Source organism: Mesorhizobium sp. M0227 (genome assembly GCF_040321855.1).
Lineage (GTDB): Bacteria > Pseudomonadota > Alphaproteobacteria > Rhizobiales > Rhizobiaceae > Mesorhizobium.
Genome location: NZ_JAMYSJ010000007.1, coordinates 226,411 through 240,674, shown reverse-complemented (window position 1 = coordinate 240,674; position 14,264 = coordinate 226,411). Strand labels below are relative to the sequence as shown.

12 protein-coding genes are annotated in these 14,264 nt (G+C 63.0%); 1 reads left to right on the top strand and 11 read right to left on the bottom strand.

The features are described from left to right. Window positions 1-2: 2 nt before the first annotated feature. The 3 genes from NKJ00_RS12750 to NKJ00_RS12740 form a co-directional block, all read right to left on the bottom strand. A complete protein-coding gene (locus NKJ00_RS12750; RefSeq protein ID WP_352629896.1) occupies window positions 3-1,157 on the bottom strand; it encodes a carbohydrate ABC transporter permease in 1,155 nt (384 codons plus the stop codon). Window position 1,158: 1 nt separating this feature from the next. Further along, window positions 1,159-2,172 carry a carbohydrate ABC transporter permease gene (locus tag NKJ00_RS12745; RefSeq protein ID WP_023813648.1) on the bottom strand — a complete coding sequence of 338 codons (1,014 nt, stop codon included), beginning with the start codon at window positions 2,170-2,172 and terminating at the stop codon, window positions 1,159-1,161. A gap of 227 nt (window positions 2,173-2,399) precedes the next feature. Further along, window positions 2,400-3,755 (bottom strand): ABC transporter substrate-binding protein, encoded by a 1,356-nt coding sequence (locus NKJ00_RS12740; RefSeq protein WP_127267791.1) that lies wholly within the window; start codon window positions 3,753-3,755, stop codon window positions 2,400-2,402. A gap of 361 nt (window positions 3,756-4,116) precedes the next feature. Between NKJ00_RS12740 and NKJ00_RS12735 the strand changes: the two genes are divergently transcribed. Further along, complete coding sequence (locus NKJ00_RS12735; RefSeq protein ID WP_023813647.1) at window positions 4,117-5,139, top strand: substrate-binding domain-containing protein; 1,023 nt, start codon at window positions 4,117-4,119, stop codon at window positions 5,137-5,139. A 32-nt stretch (window positions 5,140-5,171) separates the two neighbouring features. Here NKJ00_RS12735 and NKJ00_RS12730 read toward each other — a convergent pair whose 3' ends face one another. The 8 genes from NKJ00_RS12730 to NKJ00_RS12695 all read right to left on the bottom strand — a co-directional run bounded on the left by NKJ00_RS12730 (window position 5,172) and on the right by NKJ00_RS12695 (window position 14,258). After that, window positions 5,172-6,611 (bottom strand): S8 family serine peptidase, encoded by a 1,440-nt coding sequence (locus NKJ00_RS12730; protein WP_023813646.1) that lies wholly within the window; start codon window positions 6,609-6,611, stop codon window positions 5,172-5,174. After that, window positions 6,601-7,269, bottom strand: coding sequence for a hypothetical protein (locus NKJ00_RS12725; protein WP_023813645.1), 669 nt, complete (start codon window positions 7,267-7,269; stop codon window positions 6,601-6,603). The genes NKJ00_RS12730 and NKJ00_RS12725 overlap by 11 nt, the downstream gene beginning before the upstream one ends. Then, window positions 7,266-7,832, bottom strand: coding sequence for a sigma-70 family RNA polymerase sigma factor (locus NKJ00_RS12720; RefSeq protein WP_127320821.1), 567 nt, complete (start codon window positions 7,830-7,832; stop codon window positions 7,266-7,268). The genes NKJ00_RS12725 and NKJ00_RS12720 overlap by 4 nt, the downstream gene beginning before the upstream one ends. A 266-nt stretch (window positions 7,833-8,098) precedes the next feature. Further along, entirely contained in the window at window positions 8,099-8,938 is an 840-nt protein-coding gene (locus tag NKJ00_RS12715; RefSeq protein ID WP_352554594.1) for an alkaline phosphatase family protein, read from the bottom strand. A gap of 98 nt (window positions 8,939-9,036) precedes the next feature. Beyond that, on the bottom strand, window positions 9,037-10,626 hold the full coding sequence (locus tag NKJ00_RS12710; RefSeq protein WP_352629893.1) for an ABC transporter substrate-binding protein: 1,590 nt from the start codon (window positions 10,624-10,626) through the stop codon (window positions 9,037-9,039). Window positions 10,627-10,809: 183 nt separating this feature from the next. Continuing rightward, window positions 10,810-12,465, bottom strand: coding sequence for an ABC transporter ATP-binding protein (locus NKJ00_RS12705; protein WP_352629891.1), 1,656 nt, complete (start codon window positions 12,463-12,465; stop codon window positions 10,810-10,812). Next, entirely contained in the window at window positions 12,465-13,289 is an 825-nt protein-coding gene (locus tag NKJ00_RS12700; RefSeq protein WP_027039888.1) for an ABC transporter permease, read from the bottom strand. Before NKJ00_RS12700 ends, NKJ00_RS12705 begins: the two co-directional genes overlap by 1 nt. Before the next feature lie 9 nt (window positions 13,290-13,298). After that, the gene (locus NKJ00_RS12695; protein ID WP_352629889.1) at window positions 13,299-14,258 is read right to left on the bottom strand and encodes an ABC transporter permease; all 960 of its coding nucleotides are present in this window, start codon (window positions 14,256-14,258) and stop codon (window positions 13,299-13,301) included. Between the last annotated feature and the right edge of the window lie 6 nt (window positions 14,259-14,264).

Below are 14,264 nucleotides of genomic sequence, written 5' to 3'. Positions count from 1 at the left end.
TCTCAGCCTCCTTTCACCGAGCCGGCAAGCAGCCCGCGGACAAAATAGCGCTGCAGCGAGAAGAACACGATCAGCGGCACGATTATGGTCACGAAAGCCGATGTCGTCAGAATCTCCCAGTCGCCGCCGCGTGAGCCCAACAGCGCGTTGAGCTTGGCGGTCAGCACGATCTGGTCCGCCTCTGTACCGAGGAAAACCATCGCCACCAGCAGATCGTTCCATACCCACAGGAACTGGAAGATGGCAAACGAAGCCAGCACCGGGAACGACAGCGGCAAGACGATCTTGACGAAGATCTCGAAATCGCTGGCGCCGTCGATGCGCGCCGATTCCATGATTTCGCGCGGCAGGCCGGCAATGTAGCTGCGCAGCAGGTAGATGGCGAAGGGCAGGCCGAAGCCGGTATGCGCCAGCCAGATGCCGAGATAGGTCTTCGACGGCATGCCGAAGAACGAGCCGACGCCGTTGTAGAGTTTCAAAAGCGGGATCAGCGACATCTGCAGCGGCACCACCAGCAGACCGATGATGACAGCGATCAGCAGCGCCCGGCCGGGAAACCGCATCCAGGCCAGTGCATAGGCGGCAAAGGCGGCGATCAGGATCGGGATGATTGTCGCCGGGATGGTGACGGTCAGCGAATTCATGAACGACCGTCCGATGCCCTCGGAAAACAGCACCGTTTTGTAGTTGTCGATGGTGAATTTCGGCGGCGCCGACGAGGCATAGTAGACGCGCTGGCCGCGATCGCCTTCGAACGCCTTGGGCGACTGCATGATGAAACCGCCGTCGGCGTTGAGCTGCAGGGTCACGCCATCGCCGAGATCGGCTGATGTGCCGGCGGGATATTGCGTCGGTGCCGCCGATTTGACGCCGAAGGCGCTGATGTCGCGCTTGGCGCCGTCGCCGAAGATATTGCCCTCGAGGAGGAACTTGCCGTCTTTCTCGACCTGCGCCGAGGCGGGCGGCAGCCGGCCGGCTTCCGTCTGGGTGGAACTGGCGAACGAGTTCCACCATCCCGAGGCGATGATCTGGTTCTTGTCACGCAGCGATGAAACCAGGATGCCGAGCGTCGGTATGGTCCAGATCGCGACGAAGATGAGCACGGCGATGTGGACGCCAAAGCGGCTGGCGAAGGAATTTCCGGTCGCGACGGCCATCTCAATGTCCTCCCGTCTCTTTGTTCGCCTGGCGGATGTTCCAGACCATGATCGGAATGACCGCGATCATGATGATGATGGCAATGGTGGCGCCGCGGCCGAAATCGCCGCCGCCGCGGAACATCCAGTCGAACATCAGATTGGCCAGCACCTGGCTGTTCCACTGGCCGTTGGTCATGGTCAGCACGATGTCGAACACTTTGAGCACCAGAATGGTGATCGTGGTCCAGACCACGGCGATGGTGCCCCAGATCTGCGGCACCATGATCTTCCAGAAGATCTGGAACGGATTGGCGCCGTCGATGACAGCGGCTTCCAGCGTTTCCTCGGGGATGCCGCGCAGGGCGGAAGACAGGATGACCATGGCAAAGCCGGTCTGGATCCAGATCAGGATGATCATCAGGAAGAAATTGTTCCAGAACGGCAGCGATATCCAGACCTGCGGTTGGCCGCCGAAATGCTGGATGATGGCGTTGAGGATGCCGATCTGCGTCTGGCCTTCGCCCCGATACTCGTAGATGAATTTCCAGATGACGCTGGCGCCGACGAAGGAGATCGCCAGCGGCAGGAAGATCAGGCTCTTGGCGATCGTGCCCCACCAGATCTTGTCGGTGAGCACGGCGATGATCAGCCCGAGGAAGGTGCAAGCTGCCGGCACCACCGCGAGCCAGATGATGTTGTTGAGGATCGAGTTGCGGAACTCGCGATCGCCGAACGCCCATTCATAGTTCGCCAGGCCGACGAAATTGATGCCGCTGCGATCGAGGAACGACAGCCGCAGCGTCTCGACCACCGGATAGATCAGGTAAATGGTGAGGATGATCATCGCCGGACCGACGAACAGCCATGGCCGGACCAGCCCTTGCCGGCGCAGATTGTCGATGGCCGCGGCACCGGCGACGCCGCGTGACGGGAATATCAGGTCGACCAGCCTGTTGGCGCCCCAGAAATAGGCGACGCAACCGCCGACCCCGATGATGATGACAGTTATGGCCGAGAAAATCTGAGCCGCCATGGGTCCCTCTCCCCCTGCGCATGATCCGACAAGGAATGACCTTGGTGACGGGGACCAGGCGCCGATTCAGTTGTTTGGAGCACGTCATCGGCGGTTTGCGCACATTGCCGATCGCGCTTCATGTCAATGCGCTCATGACGAAAGGCTGCGGCACGGGCCGCCGTCGGATCCGGGCCAGTAGGGCCCGGACCCAGTGCGAGAATGGTTGGTCGCTTACGTGCCGGCCGCTACTTGATCGCGTCCCAGCTCTTCTGGATGTCGGTGGCGACGTCCTGCGCCGACTTGCCGCCGACCAGGTCGATCATGCCGGTCCAGAAGGCGCCGGCGCCGATCTTGCCCGGCATCAGGTCGGAACCGTCGAAGCGGAAAGTCGAGGCATTGGCGAGGATTTCGCCCTGCTTCTTCAGCGCGTCGCTGGCATAGGCATCCTTGTTGACCGACTTGAGCGGCGTCACGAAGCCGCCTTCGGCCATCCAGATCTCGTGGGCGAGCGGCATCTTCAGGAATTCGATGAACGCGCGCGCACTCTTGCTGTCCTTGGTGATCATCGCCAGCGTACCGGCGCCGAGCACGGGCGTGCCCAGTTCAGGCTTGGAGGCATAGGGCGGGAAGTAGAAGAAGTCCGCGTCCTGGCCGACCTTGGTGCCTTCCGGGAAGAAGGTCGGGATGAACGATGCCTGGTGGTGCAGGTAGCATTTCGGCGGCACCGAAAAGAGACCCTTCGGACTGTCGCGGAAATCGGTCGCCGCAACCGCCTTGGCGCCGCCGTCGACCATCTTGTCGTCGGTCGCGATCTTGCCGAATATGTCGATGGCGTTGACCACCGCCGGATCGTTGAACGGAATCTCGTTCTTCACCCATTTGTCGTAGACCTCCGGAGGCTGGGTGCGCAGCATCAGGTCTTCGACCCAGTCGGTCGCCGGCCAGCCGGTGGCGCCGCCGGAGCCGAGGCCGATGCACCAGGGCTTGCCGCCATCGGCGATGATCTTCTTTTCGAGATCGGCGAGTTCTTCCTGGGTCTTCGGCACCTTGTAGCCGGCTTCCTCGAAATTATCCGGCGAGTACCAGACCAGCGACTTCACGTCGGCCTTGTAAGGGAAGGCGAAGAAGCCCGGCTTGCCGTCCTTGTCCTTGAAGGTGCCGAGATCGACCCATGACTGGCCGGCGCCATAATTGTCCTTGACCCATTTGGCGGTGTCGTCACCGAGTGGCGTCAAAAGGCCCTTCGATGCCAGATCCTGGATCAGGCCCGGCTGGGGCAGCACGGCGATGTTGGGCGGGCTGCCGGCCTGTGTGTCGATGACGATCTGCTGCTCGTAATTCTCCGAGGAGGAGTATTTGATCTCGACGCCGGTGGCTTCCGAGAAATAGTCGAGAACGCCGCGCACCAGGCCTTCGTCCTCGCCGCGCCACGGCCCGAAGATCGACAGTGTCTCACCCTTGAGGTCGACTTTCTTGAGTTCTTCGTAGTTCGCCCAGTTGAAGCGCTTGTCTTCGCCGGGCTTGAACTTCAGTTCGGCCTGCGCGGGCGCGTTCAGGGCGAACGTGGCAAACGCAGCACCCAGCAAAAGCATTTTCTTCATCGGTATTCCTCCCAGTGGGTCTCACACACCGGACGGAACCTCCATTCCGCCCGCCGACGCCGCAGGACTGTGACTCAGTCGGAAAGGAACCGCAACCTTTCGAAGAGTCTTCCAAAGCGCTTTGGCTTTTTTGATCACGCCATTGAATTGCCAGGAAGTCAAGAGGCTGGCGAATTAATCGATTTAGGTTCGCGCATCTTAACTCCTGAAAGTGCGCTGCAGCATACTATTATGGCGATGCAGCAGCAATTTTTGTTTCAAACACGCCCAAACCGCGTCTATGGTTCGGCTTGTATGGCTCGGCCTCGGTGGCACTTGGGTCGATTCAATTTAAAAGCGCTTTGAGGGAATGGAGACTTTCGTGAACCTCAAGCAGCTCGCCCACATGCTGGCACTTTCGCAAACCACGGTAAGCCGCGCTCTGAACGGCTATCCCGAGGTCAACGAGGAAACGCGCAGGCGTGTCATGGATGCCGCCAAGCGCCATGGCTACCGTCCCAACCCGAGCGCGCGCCGGCTGGCGACCGGCAAGACCGGCATGATCGGCTATGTCCTGCCGACCGGTGCGTCCGTCGACATCGATCCGCATTTCGTCGAGTTCCTGTCCGGTCTTGGCGACTATGCCCGCTCGCACGAGCTCGATCTTGTGCTGTCGCCGGCCGACGCCGACGACCAGGAAACCACCTACCGGCGCATCGTCGCCAACCGGCAGGTCGACGCCGTCTACATCTCCTCGCCGCGGCCCGTTGACCGGCGCGTGGCGCTGGTCAACACGCTCGGCATTCCCTTCATCGTCCATGGCCGCAGTGAGGGCTTCGACTTCGACTATGCTTTTACCGACATCGACAATGAGGGCGCCTTCCACGAAGCGGCCAGGCTGCTGATCCAGCTCGGTCATCGGCGGCTGGCGCTGATCAATGGTGACGACCGCGAGACCTTCGCCATCCATCGAGAACGCGGCGTGCGCCGGGCGCTTGCCGCGAGCGGACTGACATTGAGCGAACGCCATGTCTGCTCGGTCGATATGACCGAGGAGAACGGCTATCGCGCCACCAGGCGCTTGCTGGAAGAGGACGACGCGCCGACCGCGATCGCCTGCTCCAGCCTGATCATGGCGCTGGGCGTCGTGCGTGCGGTGCGCGACCTCGGCCTGAGCATTCCGGGCGACGTGTCGCTGATCGCCCATGACGATGTCTTCCCCTGGCTGAGGCCGGAGAATTTTTCGGTGCCGCTGTCAACGACGCGTTCATCGATCCGTCTGGCCGGCGCCCGTGTCGCCGAGCGGCTGGCGGCACGGATTTCCGGCCTGGAGGAGGGCGCTCGCGGCGAGGTCTGGCCGGTCGACCTGGTGGTTAGGGGATCGGTGGCGGGGGCGCCTGTTTAGAACTGTCTCCCGAAGCGCTGCAAGCGCCGACCTTACTCCTTCGCAGCCCCTGCCGCCTTGATGTCCAGCAGCCCGTAGCCGAAATCATTGTCGCGTCCCTTTGGGCCGAGATCCCTGGCCGTCGCCGCGAGCGCTTTCTCGATGTCGTCGGCCGAACGATCAGGCGCGGCATGGATGAGATTGGCGATGGCGCCACTCACGATCGCCGCCGCAAACGAGGTGCCTGTGACCACGTCCGAACCGCCGCCGCTCGGCGCCACCATCTCGACGCCGGGCGCCGAGATGAAGACATAGGCGCCGCGATTGGCCTGCGGCATCAGCCCATCCTTGGCGTCGGTGGCGGTGACTGCGATGACACCATCGAAGGCCGCCGGATAGCCATAGGGCGCCTTCGGCCCGTTGTTGCCGGCTGCGGCGACCAGCACCATGCCGAGTGCGCGGGCATTGCGGCAGGCGACGCCGAGCAAATCGTTCTTCGGCCCGACGAAGCTCATATTGATGATGCGCACGTCCTGTTCCGCCGCCCAGTCGAGCGCCGACAGGATGACGTCCATGGTCGACTTGCCGCCCTCGAAGGCGCGGGCGTGATAGATTTTTGCGCCCGGCGCCATGCCTTCCAGCACGCCGACGCCGGCGATCAGCCCGTCGATCGACGTGCCGTGATCGCGCTTTTCGATCGGCACGTCGGGCATGGCGTCGAACTGCCCGGCAATGACGCCCGACAGCGCCGGGTTGGTGTCGTCGATGCCGGTGTCGATCACCGCGATGCGAACGTTTTCGCCGCTGGCCTGTTTGGAATCGAGCGCGATATGATCGAACGCATAGTTGACGATGCCGGCGGCCTGCTGCAGCGAATACACATGATTGGGCTCGCGCCGCTGTGTGCGGCCGTCGGCGGCCAGTTGCGCCAGCACGACGCCGACGGGCCGGCCGTCGGGAATGCCGAAGCGCACCAGCGTGGTGCCAAGCAGCCGCGACTGGCGCTGCGAGCGCACCTGCAGGCCGAAGGAGGCGGCGATCTGCTGCACGGCACCGGCATCGCCGTCGACGGTCACCAGCACCTCGTCGGGCACGAAATCGCCGACCACGGCGCGCCGCGGCTGAACGGCGATGAGATCGGTCGGCGAGACGATCGGGCCGCCAGGCGGGGGGCCGGCTTGAGTATCGGCAGGCAGCGTCGCGGGTGCCGGCCGTGGCGTCGGCACAGGGGTCGGAGGCGCCTCCGGGTTGGGAAACAGGTCGACGATCAGCGCCGGCAGGAAGACGGCGCCGGATTGGCCTGCGTCCGATCCGCCCTTTGTGTCATTGCCGTTCTTGGCGCAGTCGGCTCCCGCCGCATTGGTCCCGTCGCGGCAGTCGATTTTGGTCTGGTCTGGATTGGGGTCGTTGGTCTGCGCCGACGCGGGCACGGCGACGATTGTCATCGCCGCCGCAAGGATTGCCGCAAATCGAATGACTGCCTCAGCCGCCATCAACGGGTTTCCTTCCCTCGATCACAGTTTCCGTGAAAGCCTGGGCGGCAACAAGGCCGATTTGCTTGTTGTAGTCGGCAGCGGTCGGGGCCGGAATGCCAAGCCGGAACACGCCGTCGGCGGTCGGTCCGCCGATGATCTTCAGCCCGTTGCTGCCGAGGAAGGCGGATATGTCCGACATGTTGGCATCCGGCTTGAACTTGACCAGGGCGAACGGCATTTTCGCCGGATCGTTTTCCGCGCCGGCAATCTCGAAATCATTGCCTTTGCCGCCGGGTTCGACAAACGACTGCACCATGACCAGGGCCAGCAGAACCGCGGCTGCCGCCCAGGCGACACCGACCGGCACCGCCATGAAGCGGCCCCAGGCCTGCGCCAGCCAGGACGATCCTGCCGGCTTGCGCGCAGGCCCGGCCTCGGCGTCGAGTGCCTTGGCAAAGCGGCTGAGCGCATCGGCCGGCGGCCGGATTGCTTCGTTGGCGGCCGTGGCGCCGGAGAATTCGGCTTCAGCCTCACCAAGGGCGGCAAGTGCGGCCGGATCGCTGGCCAGCCATTCCTCGACCGCTTCCAGATCGGAACCTTCCAGCGAGCCGTTCAGGTAGAACGGCAGCAGCGTTTCCATTTCGTCGCGGCGCGACATCTTTTCAGCGGCGCTCATGGCCACCCCCTGTCGTAACCGGCGGCCTTGAGGGCCTCGCCGAGTTTCTTGCGGGCGTAGAACATCCGGGTCTTGACGGTGGCGACCGGAATGTCGAGCACCTCGCCGATCTCGCTCACCGACTGTCCGTGATAATAGGCAAGATCGATGACGACGCGATGCTCTTCGGGCAAGGCATCCACGAAGCGCCGCAGGGCGGCGGCCTTGTCTTCCTTCATGGTGACGACTTCCGGCGTGTCGGCGCCGTCGGGCACCGCGGCGGCGGCCTCGTCGTCGATCCAGTCTTCCTTCTTCTTGCGCAGAAAGGACAGCGCCTTGAAACGGGCGATGCCGAGCAGCCATGTCGAGACTTCGGAGCGCCCTTCGAACCCCGGCGCCTGGCGCCACAGCTCGAGGAAGACTTCGTTGGCGATATCGTCGGCCATCATTTCCGATCCCGTCTGGCGCGCCACGAAGCGGTAGACCCGCGCGTGGTGACGCATGAACAGGAGCCGCACGGCGGCACGGTCGCCCTTCGCGACCCGGTCGACAAGCGCGCGATCGGTCTCCGTCGCTGCCGTCATGGCCGGTCGAGCCGCCTGGCTCCTGTCTGCTCTGTCGCTGATCGGTCCAAAAAGGTTCATCCTCCGCCAAGGAATTTTTAGGAGGCTAACCGAAGAGCGGGGCGGTTGCCAGAGCATCCCTTCTCCCAGTCACTATACGGGGAGAAGGTGCCGGCAGGCGGATGAGGGGCGGCGCCGGCGTGAGGTTCTTATATTCGACTTTGGCGCTGCCCCTCACCCTCTCCCGGTAAAGGACGGGGAGAGGAGACGCCAACGTCGCATTCAGTTCATCCCAAGAACGACTTCGCCTTCATCGTCGCGGGCACGGGAACATCCAGCCGGCTTAAGATTGTCGGCGCCAGCTGCAACTGGTCGAGCAGAGTATCGGCCTGCGGCCCCGTGCCAGGCCCGAAATAATACAGCGCGAAATCCTGCATCTCGTCGTCATGGCCGCCATGATGACCACGATCGGTCTGGCCATGGTCGGCGGTGACCATCACCTCGTAACCGGCTTCGATCCAACGGGGCAGGAAGGCCGCCAGCATGCCGTCCATCGCATAGACAGCGTGGTCCATCTCATGGCAGTCGTGGCCGAAGCGGTGCCCCATCGAATCCAGCGTGCAGGTGTGCAGGATGCCGTAGTCGATGCCATGGCGTTTCGTCAGCATCGTCAGTGTCGCGAACAGGTCGACATCGCTCGGCGTCATCTGGTTGCGAAGATTGTAACCGGTCATGGTGTGGAAGCGGCCATGCGTGATCGGCCCGCTTGGCTCGTCGAATTCCATGTCCTCGACCAGGTCGAACGGATAGGCGCGGAAGAACTCCGACCAGTAGGAATGGGTCACCGCCCCCGTCTTGCCGCCTGCCTTGCTGACCTCGGAGAAGATATCGGGCTGCTCGACGCGGAACCGGTTCTCGTTGGAGAGAATCCCGTGCACCTGCGGTGAAACCCCGGTGTGGATCGACGCATAGCAGCAGGCCGAGGTCGACGGCAGCACCGAGCGCATCTTCCAGACGCGCGCCTCGCCCGATTGCACCCAACCTTCGAGATTGCCCATCAGCCGGCGCCAGTTCCGGTAGGGCACGCCATCGAGGATGATCAGCAGAAGCTTGGATTTGAGCGCCATGAGCTGCTCCATGCGGTTGGCGGTTGAAACGGGAACGCCGTGTGCCGTCCCGGGCACACGGCGTTCTTGATAGATGAAATCGGACGATCAGAGTCCGCTCAAGCGTTGAGCCAGCACTCGGCAAGCGCGTAGCCGTCCATCATTTCGCCGATAGGGCTCTTGGCATAGCCGCCGATCTTGTTGGTGGCGGCCGCGTCGATGAACTGGTTGAAGAAGGGCACGATCAGCCCGCCTTCGTCACGCATCATCACTGCCATATCGTGGTAGATCGCCTGGCGCTTGGCCTGGTCGAGCTCGCCGCGCGCGGTAAACAGCATCTTGTCGAATTCCGGCCGCTTGAAGCGCGTGTCGTTCCAGTCGGCGGTCGAGACATAGCCGGTGGAATACATCTGGTCCTGCGTGGCGCGTCCGCCCCAGTAGGAGAGCGAGAAAGGCTGCTTGTTCCAGACCTCAGACCAGTAGCCGTCGCCGGGTTCGCGCTTGATCTCGATCTTGATGCCGGCTTTGGCGCAGGACTGCTGATAGAGCTGTGCGGCATCGACGGCGCCCGGAAAAGCGACGTCCGAGGTGCGCAGCACGATCGAGCCGCTGTGGCCGGATTTCTTGTAGGCTGCCGCTGCCTTTTCCGGGTCGAACTTGCGCTGTTCGATGTCGGCGGAAAACAGCGGATAGGCCTCGTTGATCGGGAAGTCGTTACCCACCGAGCCATAGCCGCGCAGGATCTTTTCCAGCATCTCGTCGCGGTCCATGGCTAGCTTCAGCGCCATGCGCAGGTCGTTGCTGTCGAAAGGTGCGGTGTCGCAGAACATGTTGAACGGATAGTAGCCTTTGCCCGAGACGTTCTCGATGGAAACGCCGGCGATGCGCTTGACCAGATCGACGACCTTGGGTTCGACGCGGTTGATCATGTGCACCTGGCCGCCCTGCAAGGCTGCAAGCCGTGCGGTCGCATCATTGATGACGATGATCTCGACCTGGTCGGCATGGCCGGCCTTGTCGCGCAGCCAGTAATTGGCGAAACGCTCGCCGCCATGGCGCACGCCGGGCTGGTTGACGCTAACCTTATAGGGACCGGCGCTGATGCCGGCGTTCGGATCGTCCTTGCCGCCATTCGGCTGGATGGTGAGATGATAGTCGGCCATCAGATAGGGGAAGTCGGCATCGGCGTCGCCGAGCGTGACGATGACCTCCTTGCCGCTCGCCTTGATCCCCTTGATGTTCTTGAGGATGCCGAGTGCTCCGGACTTGGACTTCTCATCCGCATGGCGCTCGATGGTGGCGGCAACATCCTCCGCGCCGACCGTCTTGCCATTGTGGAACTCGATGCCGTCGCGGATCTTGATTGTCCATGTCTTGGCGTCGGCCGAGGCGCCAATCTCCTCGGCAATCAGGTTGACCAGCTTGTTGTCCGGTGTGAGGCGCACGAGATACTCGCCCCAAAGCTTGCCGAAGCTGAAGGTAACCTGGCTGAGGTTCAACGCCGGATCGAGACTGTTGGTGGATTCACCGCCCTGCAGGCCGGCCTTGATGATACCGCCCTTCACCGCCGTCTGGGCAAATGCCTTGCCGGCCAGCGCCGGCATCAGGGCCGCCGATACGCCGAGCGCGGCGGCGCGCCCGAGAAAGGCGCGACGCGATATCCGGCCTTGACCGGCGAGTTCAGCGAGATAATCGAATTCAGTCTTCATGTCCTACCCCTGTTTAAAAGTCGTGCGAGCGGCGCTTGTCCCGAAGGACGTGTGGCGTTCTAGTGTTGCATCCGGATGACGGTCGCCGGCGCCCCGATGTGGCGGCTTGATCTGACGCGATTTCCAGGGAAGCGCCCTGCATTTCTTCCGGGAGTACTGGTCTCCAGTTTTCCCGGAATTGCTTTAGTTCCCCGCGCTGGCCATGCGCCGTCCCTTGATTGCCTTTTCCAGCCAGCCGATTTCCATCTCGGGAACCGAGGAGAGCAGCAGGTCGGTGTAGGCGTCGAAGGGCGGGCTCAGCACCTTGCTCTTGGGGCCGTAGCGCACCACCTCGCCGCGATACATCACCGCGATCGAATCGGCGATCGACTTCACCGTCGCGAGGTCATGCGTGATGAACAGATAGGCGACGTTCTCTTCCTTCTGCAGCTCGAGCAGCAGCTCGAGAATGCCGTGTGCCACCAGCGGATCGAGTGCCGAGGTCACCTCGTCGCAGATAATCAACTTGGGCTTGGCGGCAAGCGACCGGGCAATGCAGACGCGCTGCTTCTGGCCGCCGGAAAGCTCGGCCGGGTAGCGGTCGGAAAAGCCCTTGCCCATCTCGATCTTGTCGAGCAGTTCGGTAACGCGCCTGTCACGCTCGCGGCCGCGCATGCCGAAATAGAACTCCAGCGGCCGGCCGATGATGGTGGCGACGGTCTGGCGGGGATTCATCGCCACGTCGGCCATCTGATAGATCATCTGCAGCTGGCGCAAATCCTCCTTCGGCCGGTCGGCCAGCCGGTTCGCCAGCGGGCGCCCGTCGAAGGTGACGGTGCCCTGTTCGGGCGGCAGCAGACCGGTGATGGCGCGCGCCAGCGTCGACTTGCCAGAGCCGGACTCGCCGACCACGGCAAGCGTCTGTCCCGGATAGATGTCGACGGAGACGTTTTTCAGCACCTTGATATGGCTGCCGCCATAGGCGGCGGTGATGTTCTTCACCGACAGGAACGGCGACGTGCCGGGCTTCTGCTCCTGGTGTTCGATCTCATGCACCGAGACAAGCGCGTTGGTGTATTCCTGACGCGGCTCCTTGATGATCTGCCGCGTGCCGCCCCATTCGACCAGCCTTCCATGGCGCAGCACCATGATCTCGTCGGAGACCTGGGCGACGACGGCAAGGTCATGCGTGATGTAGAGCGCAGCGACATGGGTGTCGCGGATGGCGTCCTTGATCGCCGCCAGCACGTCGATCTGCGTCGTCACATCGAGCGCCGTTGTGGGCTCGTCGAAGACGATCAGGTCCGGCTCGGAGCAGAGCGCCATCGCCGTCATCACACGCTGCAACTGGCCGCCCGAAACCTGGTGCGGAAAACGCTCGCCGATGGTTTCGGGGTTGGGCAGGCTGAGCTTCTTGAACAGCGCAACCGCGCGCTTCTCGGCCTCGGCTCGTGTCGCGGTGCCGTGCAGCAGCGTGGCTTCCACCACCTGGTCCATCAGTCTGTGCGCCGGATTGAAGGCCGCTGCCGCCGACTGCGCGACATAGCAGACTTCGCGGCCGCGTAATTTGCGGAAGCCATCCTTGCCGCCCTTGAGGATGTCGCGGCCGTTCAGGATCACCTCGCCGCCGGTGATGCGTACGCCGCCGCGGCCATAGCCCATCGACGACAGACCGATGGTCGACTTGCCGGCCCCGGATTCGCCGATCAGGCCGAGCACCTTGCCCTTCTCGAGCGTCAGCGAGACATCGTGCACCAGCACGATGTTCTTCGGCGGCTCTCCGGGCGGGAAGACGGTGGCCTCGATGCGCAGATTGCGGATGTCGAGCAACAAGCCAGGTTTCGCTTTGGTGTCGGCCATCACCCGCGTCCTCCCTTGAGGCTTGTCGTCCGGTTGAGCACCCAGTCGGCAACCAGGTTGACGGAAATCGCCAGCAAGGCGATCGCCGCCGCCGGGATGAGTGCGGCCGCGATGCCGAAGACGATGCCGTCCTTGTTTTCCTTGACCATGCCGCCCCAGTCGGCGTCCGGTGGCTGCACGCCAAGGCCGAGGAACGACAGCGTCGACAGGAACAGCACCGCGTAGATGAAGCGCAGACCGAGTTCGGAAACCAGCGGCGACAATGCGTTGGGCAGGATCTCGCGGAAGATGATCCAGCCGCTGCCCTCACCACGCAGTTTCGCCGCCTCGACATAGTCCATGACGTTGATGTCGACGGCGACCGCGCGCGACAGGCGATAGACGCGGGTCGAGTCCAGAATGCCCATCACCAGGATCAGCGTCACCAGATTGGTAGGCAGCACGGACAGCACGACGAGACCCATGATCAGCGTCGGGATAGACATCAAGAGATCGACGAGGCGCGACAGCAGCGTATCGAACCAGCCGCCGAACACCGCCGCCGAGAAGCCGAGGATGGCGCCGAGCGAGAATGACAGCGCGGTGGCCAGCACCGCGATGAACAAAGTGATGCGGGCACCGTAGATCATGCGCGAAAGCAGGTCGCGGCCGAGATTGTCGGTGCCCAGCAAATGGGCAGCCGACATCGGTTCCCAGACATCGCCGACGATTTCGCCATTGCCGTGCGGTGCGATCCAGGGGGCGAAGACCGCCGCCAGCACGAACAGCGTCGTCAGGATAATGCCGATCAGCGCGGGGATGGGGATGCGTTTGATATCGAGCATATCCGCCCCCTATTTCGGGTGTCTGAGACGCGGATTGGCGACGATCGCCCCGATGTCCGCAATGATGTTCAGGCTGATGTAGACGGCGGCGAAGATCAGGCCGACCGCCTGCACCACCGGCACGTCGCGTTTGGTGACGTGGTCGACGAGATACTGCCCCATGCCCGGATAGACGAAGATCACCTCGACCACGACGACGCCGACGATCAGATAGGCGAGGTTGAGCATGACGACGTTGATGATCGGCGCGATGGCATTGGGGAAGGCGTGCTTGCGGATGACGTTGAAGGCCGACAGGCCTTTCAGTTCCGCCGTCTCGACATAGGCCGACTGCATGACATTGAGGATCGCCGCGCGTGTCATGCGCATCATGTGGGCGAGCACGACCAGCGTCAGCGCTGCCGCCGGCAGGGCGATCGCCTGCATGCGCTCGCCAAAAGGCATGCCGTCATAGACGGTCGAGATGCCGGGGAAGATTTGCCATTTCACGGCGAAGAAATAGACCAGCACGTAGCCGATGAAGAACTCGGGAAAGGAGGTCGAGGCCAGCGCCAGCCCGGAGATCAGCTTGTCGACCCAGCCATTGCGATAGCGTACCGCGATCAGGCCGAGGATGATCGCCAGCGGCACGGCGACGATCGCTGCCCAGAAGGCGAGGAACAGCGTGTTCCACAGCCGTCCCTTGATCGACGTGGCGATATCCTGCCCGCTCGACATGGCCGTGCCGAGATCGCCGGTCAGCACGCCGCCCAGCCAATGAAAATACCTGAGATAGGCTGGCTGGTTGAGCCCGAGTTGCTCGCGCAGATTGGCGAGCGACTCCGGTGTCGCCGATTGTCCGAGAATGGCTTGCGCGACGTCGCCGGGCAAGATCTGGGTGCCGGCGAAGATCAGGACCGAAACGGCCAACAAGAGGAGAATGCCCAGCGCAACGCGCTGGGCCACCAGTTTCAAGATGGGTGAGGACATATCCGC

Coding starts and splice junctions, on each gene's coding strand:
- NKJ00_RS12750 (WP_352629896.1), bottom strand. CDS start 1,157: ATGGCCGTCGCGACCGGAAATTCCTTCGCCAGCCGCTTTGGCGTCCAC.
- NKJ00_RS12745 (WP_023813648.1), bottom strand. CDS start 2,172: ATGGCGGCTCAGATTTTCTCGGCCATAACTGTCATCATCATCGGGGTC.
- NKJ00_RS12740 (WP_127267791.1), bottom strand. CDS start 3,755: ATGAAGAAAATGCTTTTGCTGGGTGCTGCGTTTGCCACGTTCGCCCTG.
- NKJ00_RS12730 (WP_023813646.1), bottom strand. CDS start 6,611: ATGGCGGCTGAGGCAGTCATTCGATTTGCGGCAATCCTTGCGGCGGCG.
- NKJ00_RS12725 (WP_023813645.1), bottom strand. CDS start 7,269: ATGAGCGCCGCTGAAAAGATGTCGCGCCGCGACGAAATGGAAACGCTG.
- NKJ00_RS12720 (WP_127320821.1), bottom strand. CDS start 7,832: ATGACGGCAGCGACGGAGACCGATCGCGCGCTTGTCGACCGGGTCGCG.
- NKJ00_RS12715 (WP_352554594.1), bottom strand. CDS start 8,938: ATGGCGCTCAAATCCAAGCTTCTGCTGATCATCCTCGATGGCGTGCCC.
- NKJ00_RS12710 (WP_352629893.1), bottom strand. CDS start 10,626: ATGAAGACTGAATTCGATTATCTCGCTGAACTCGCCGGTCAAGGCCGG.
- NKJ00_RS12705 (WP_352629891.1), bottom strand. CDS start 12,465: ATGGCCGACACCAAAGCGAAACCTGGCTTGTTGCTCGACATCCGCAAT.
- NKJ00_RS12700 (WP_027039888.1), bottom strand. CDS start 13,289: ATGCTCGATATCAAACGCATCCCCATCCCCGCGCTGATCGGCATTATC.
- NKJ00_RS12695 (WP_352629889.1), bottom strand. CDS start 14,258: ATGTCCTCACCCATCTTGAAACTGGTGGCCCAGCGCGTTGCGCTGGGC.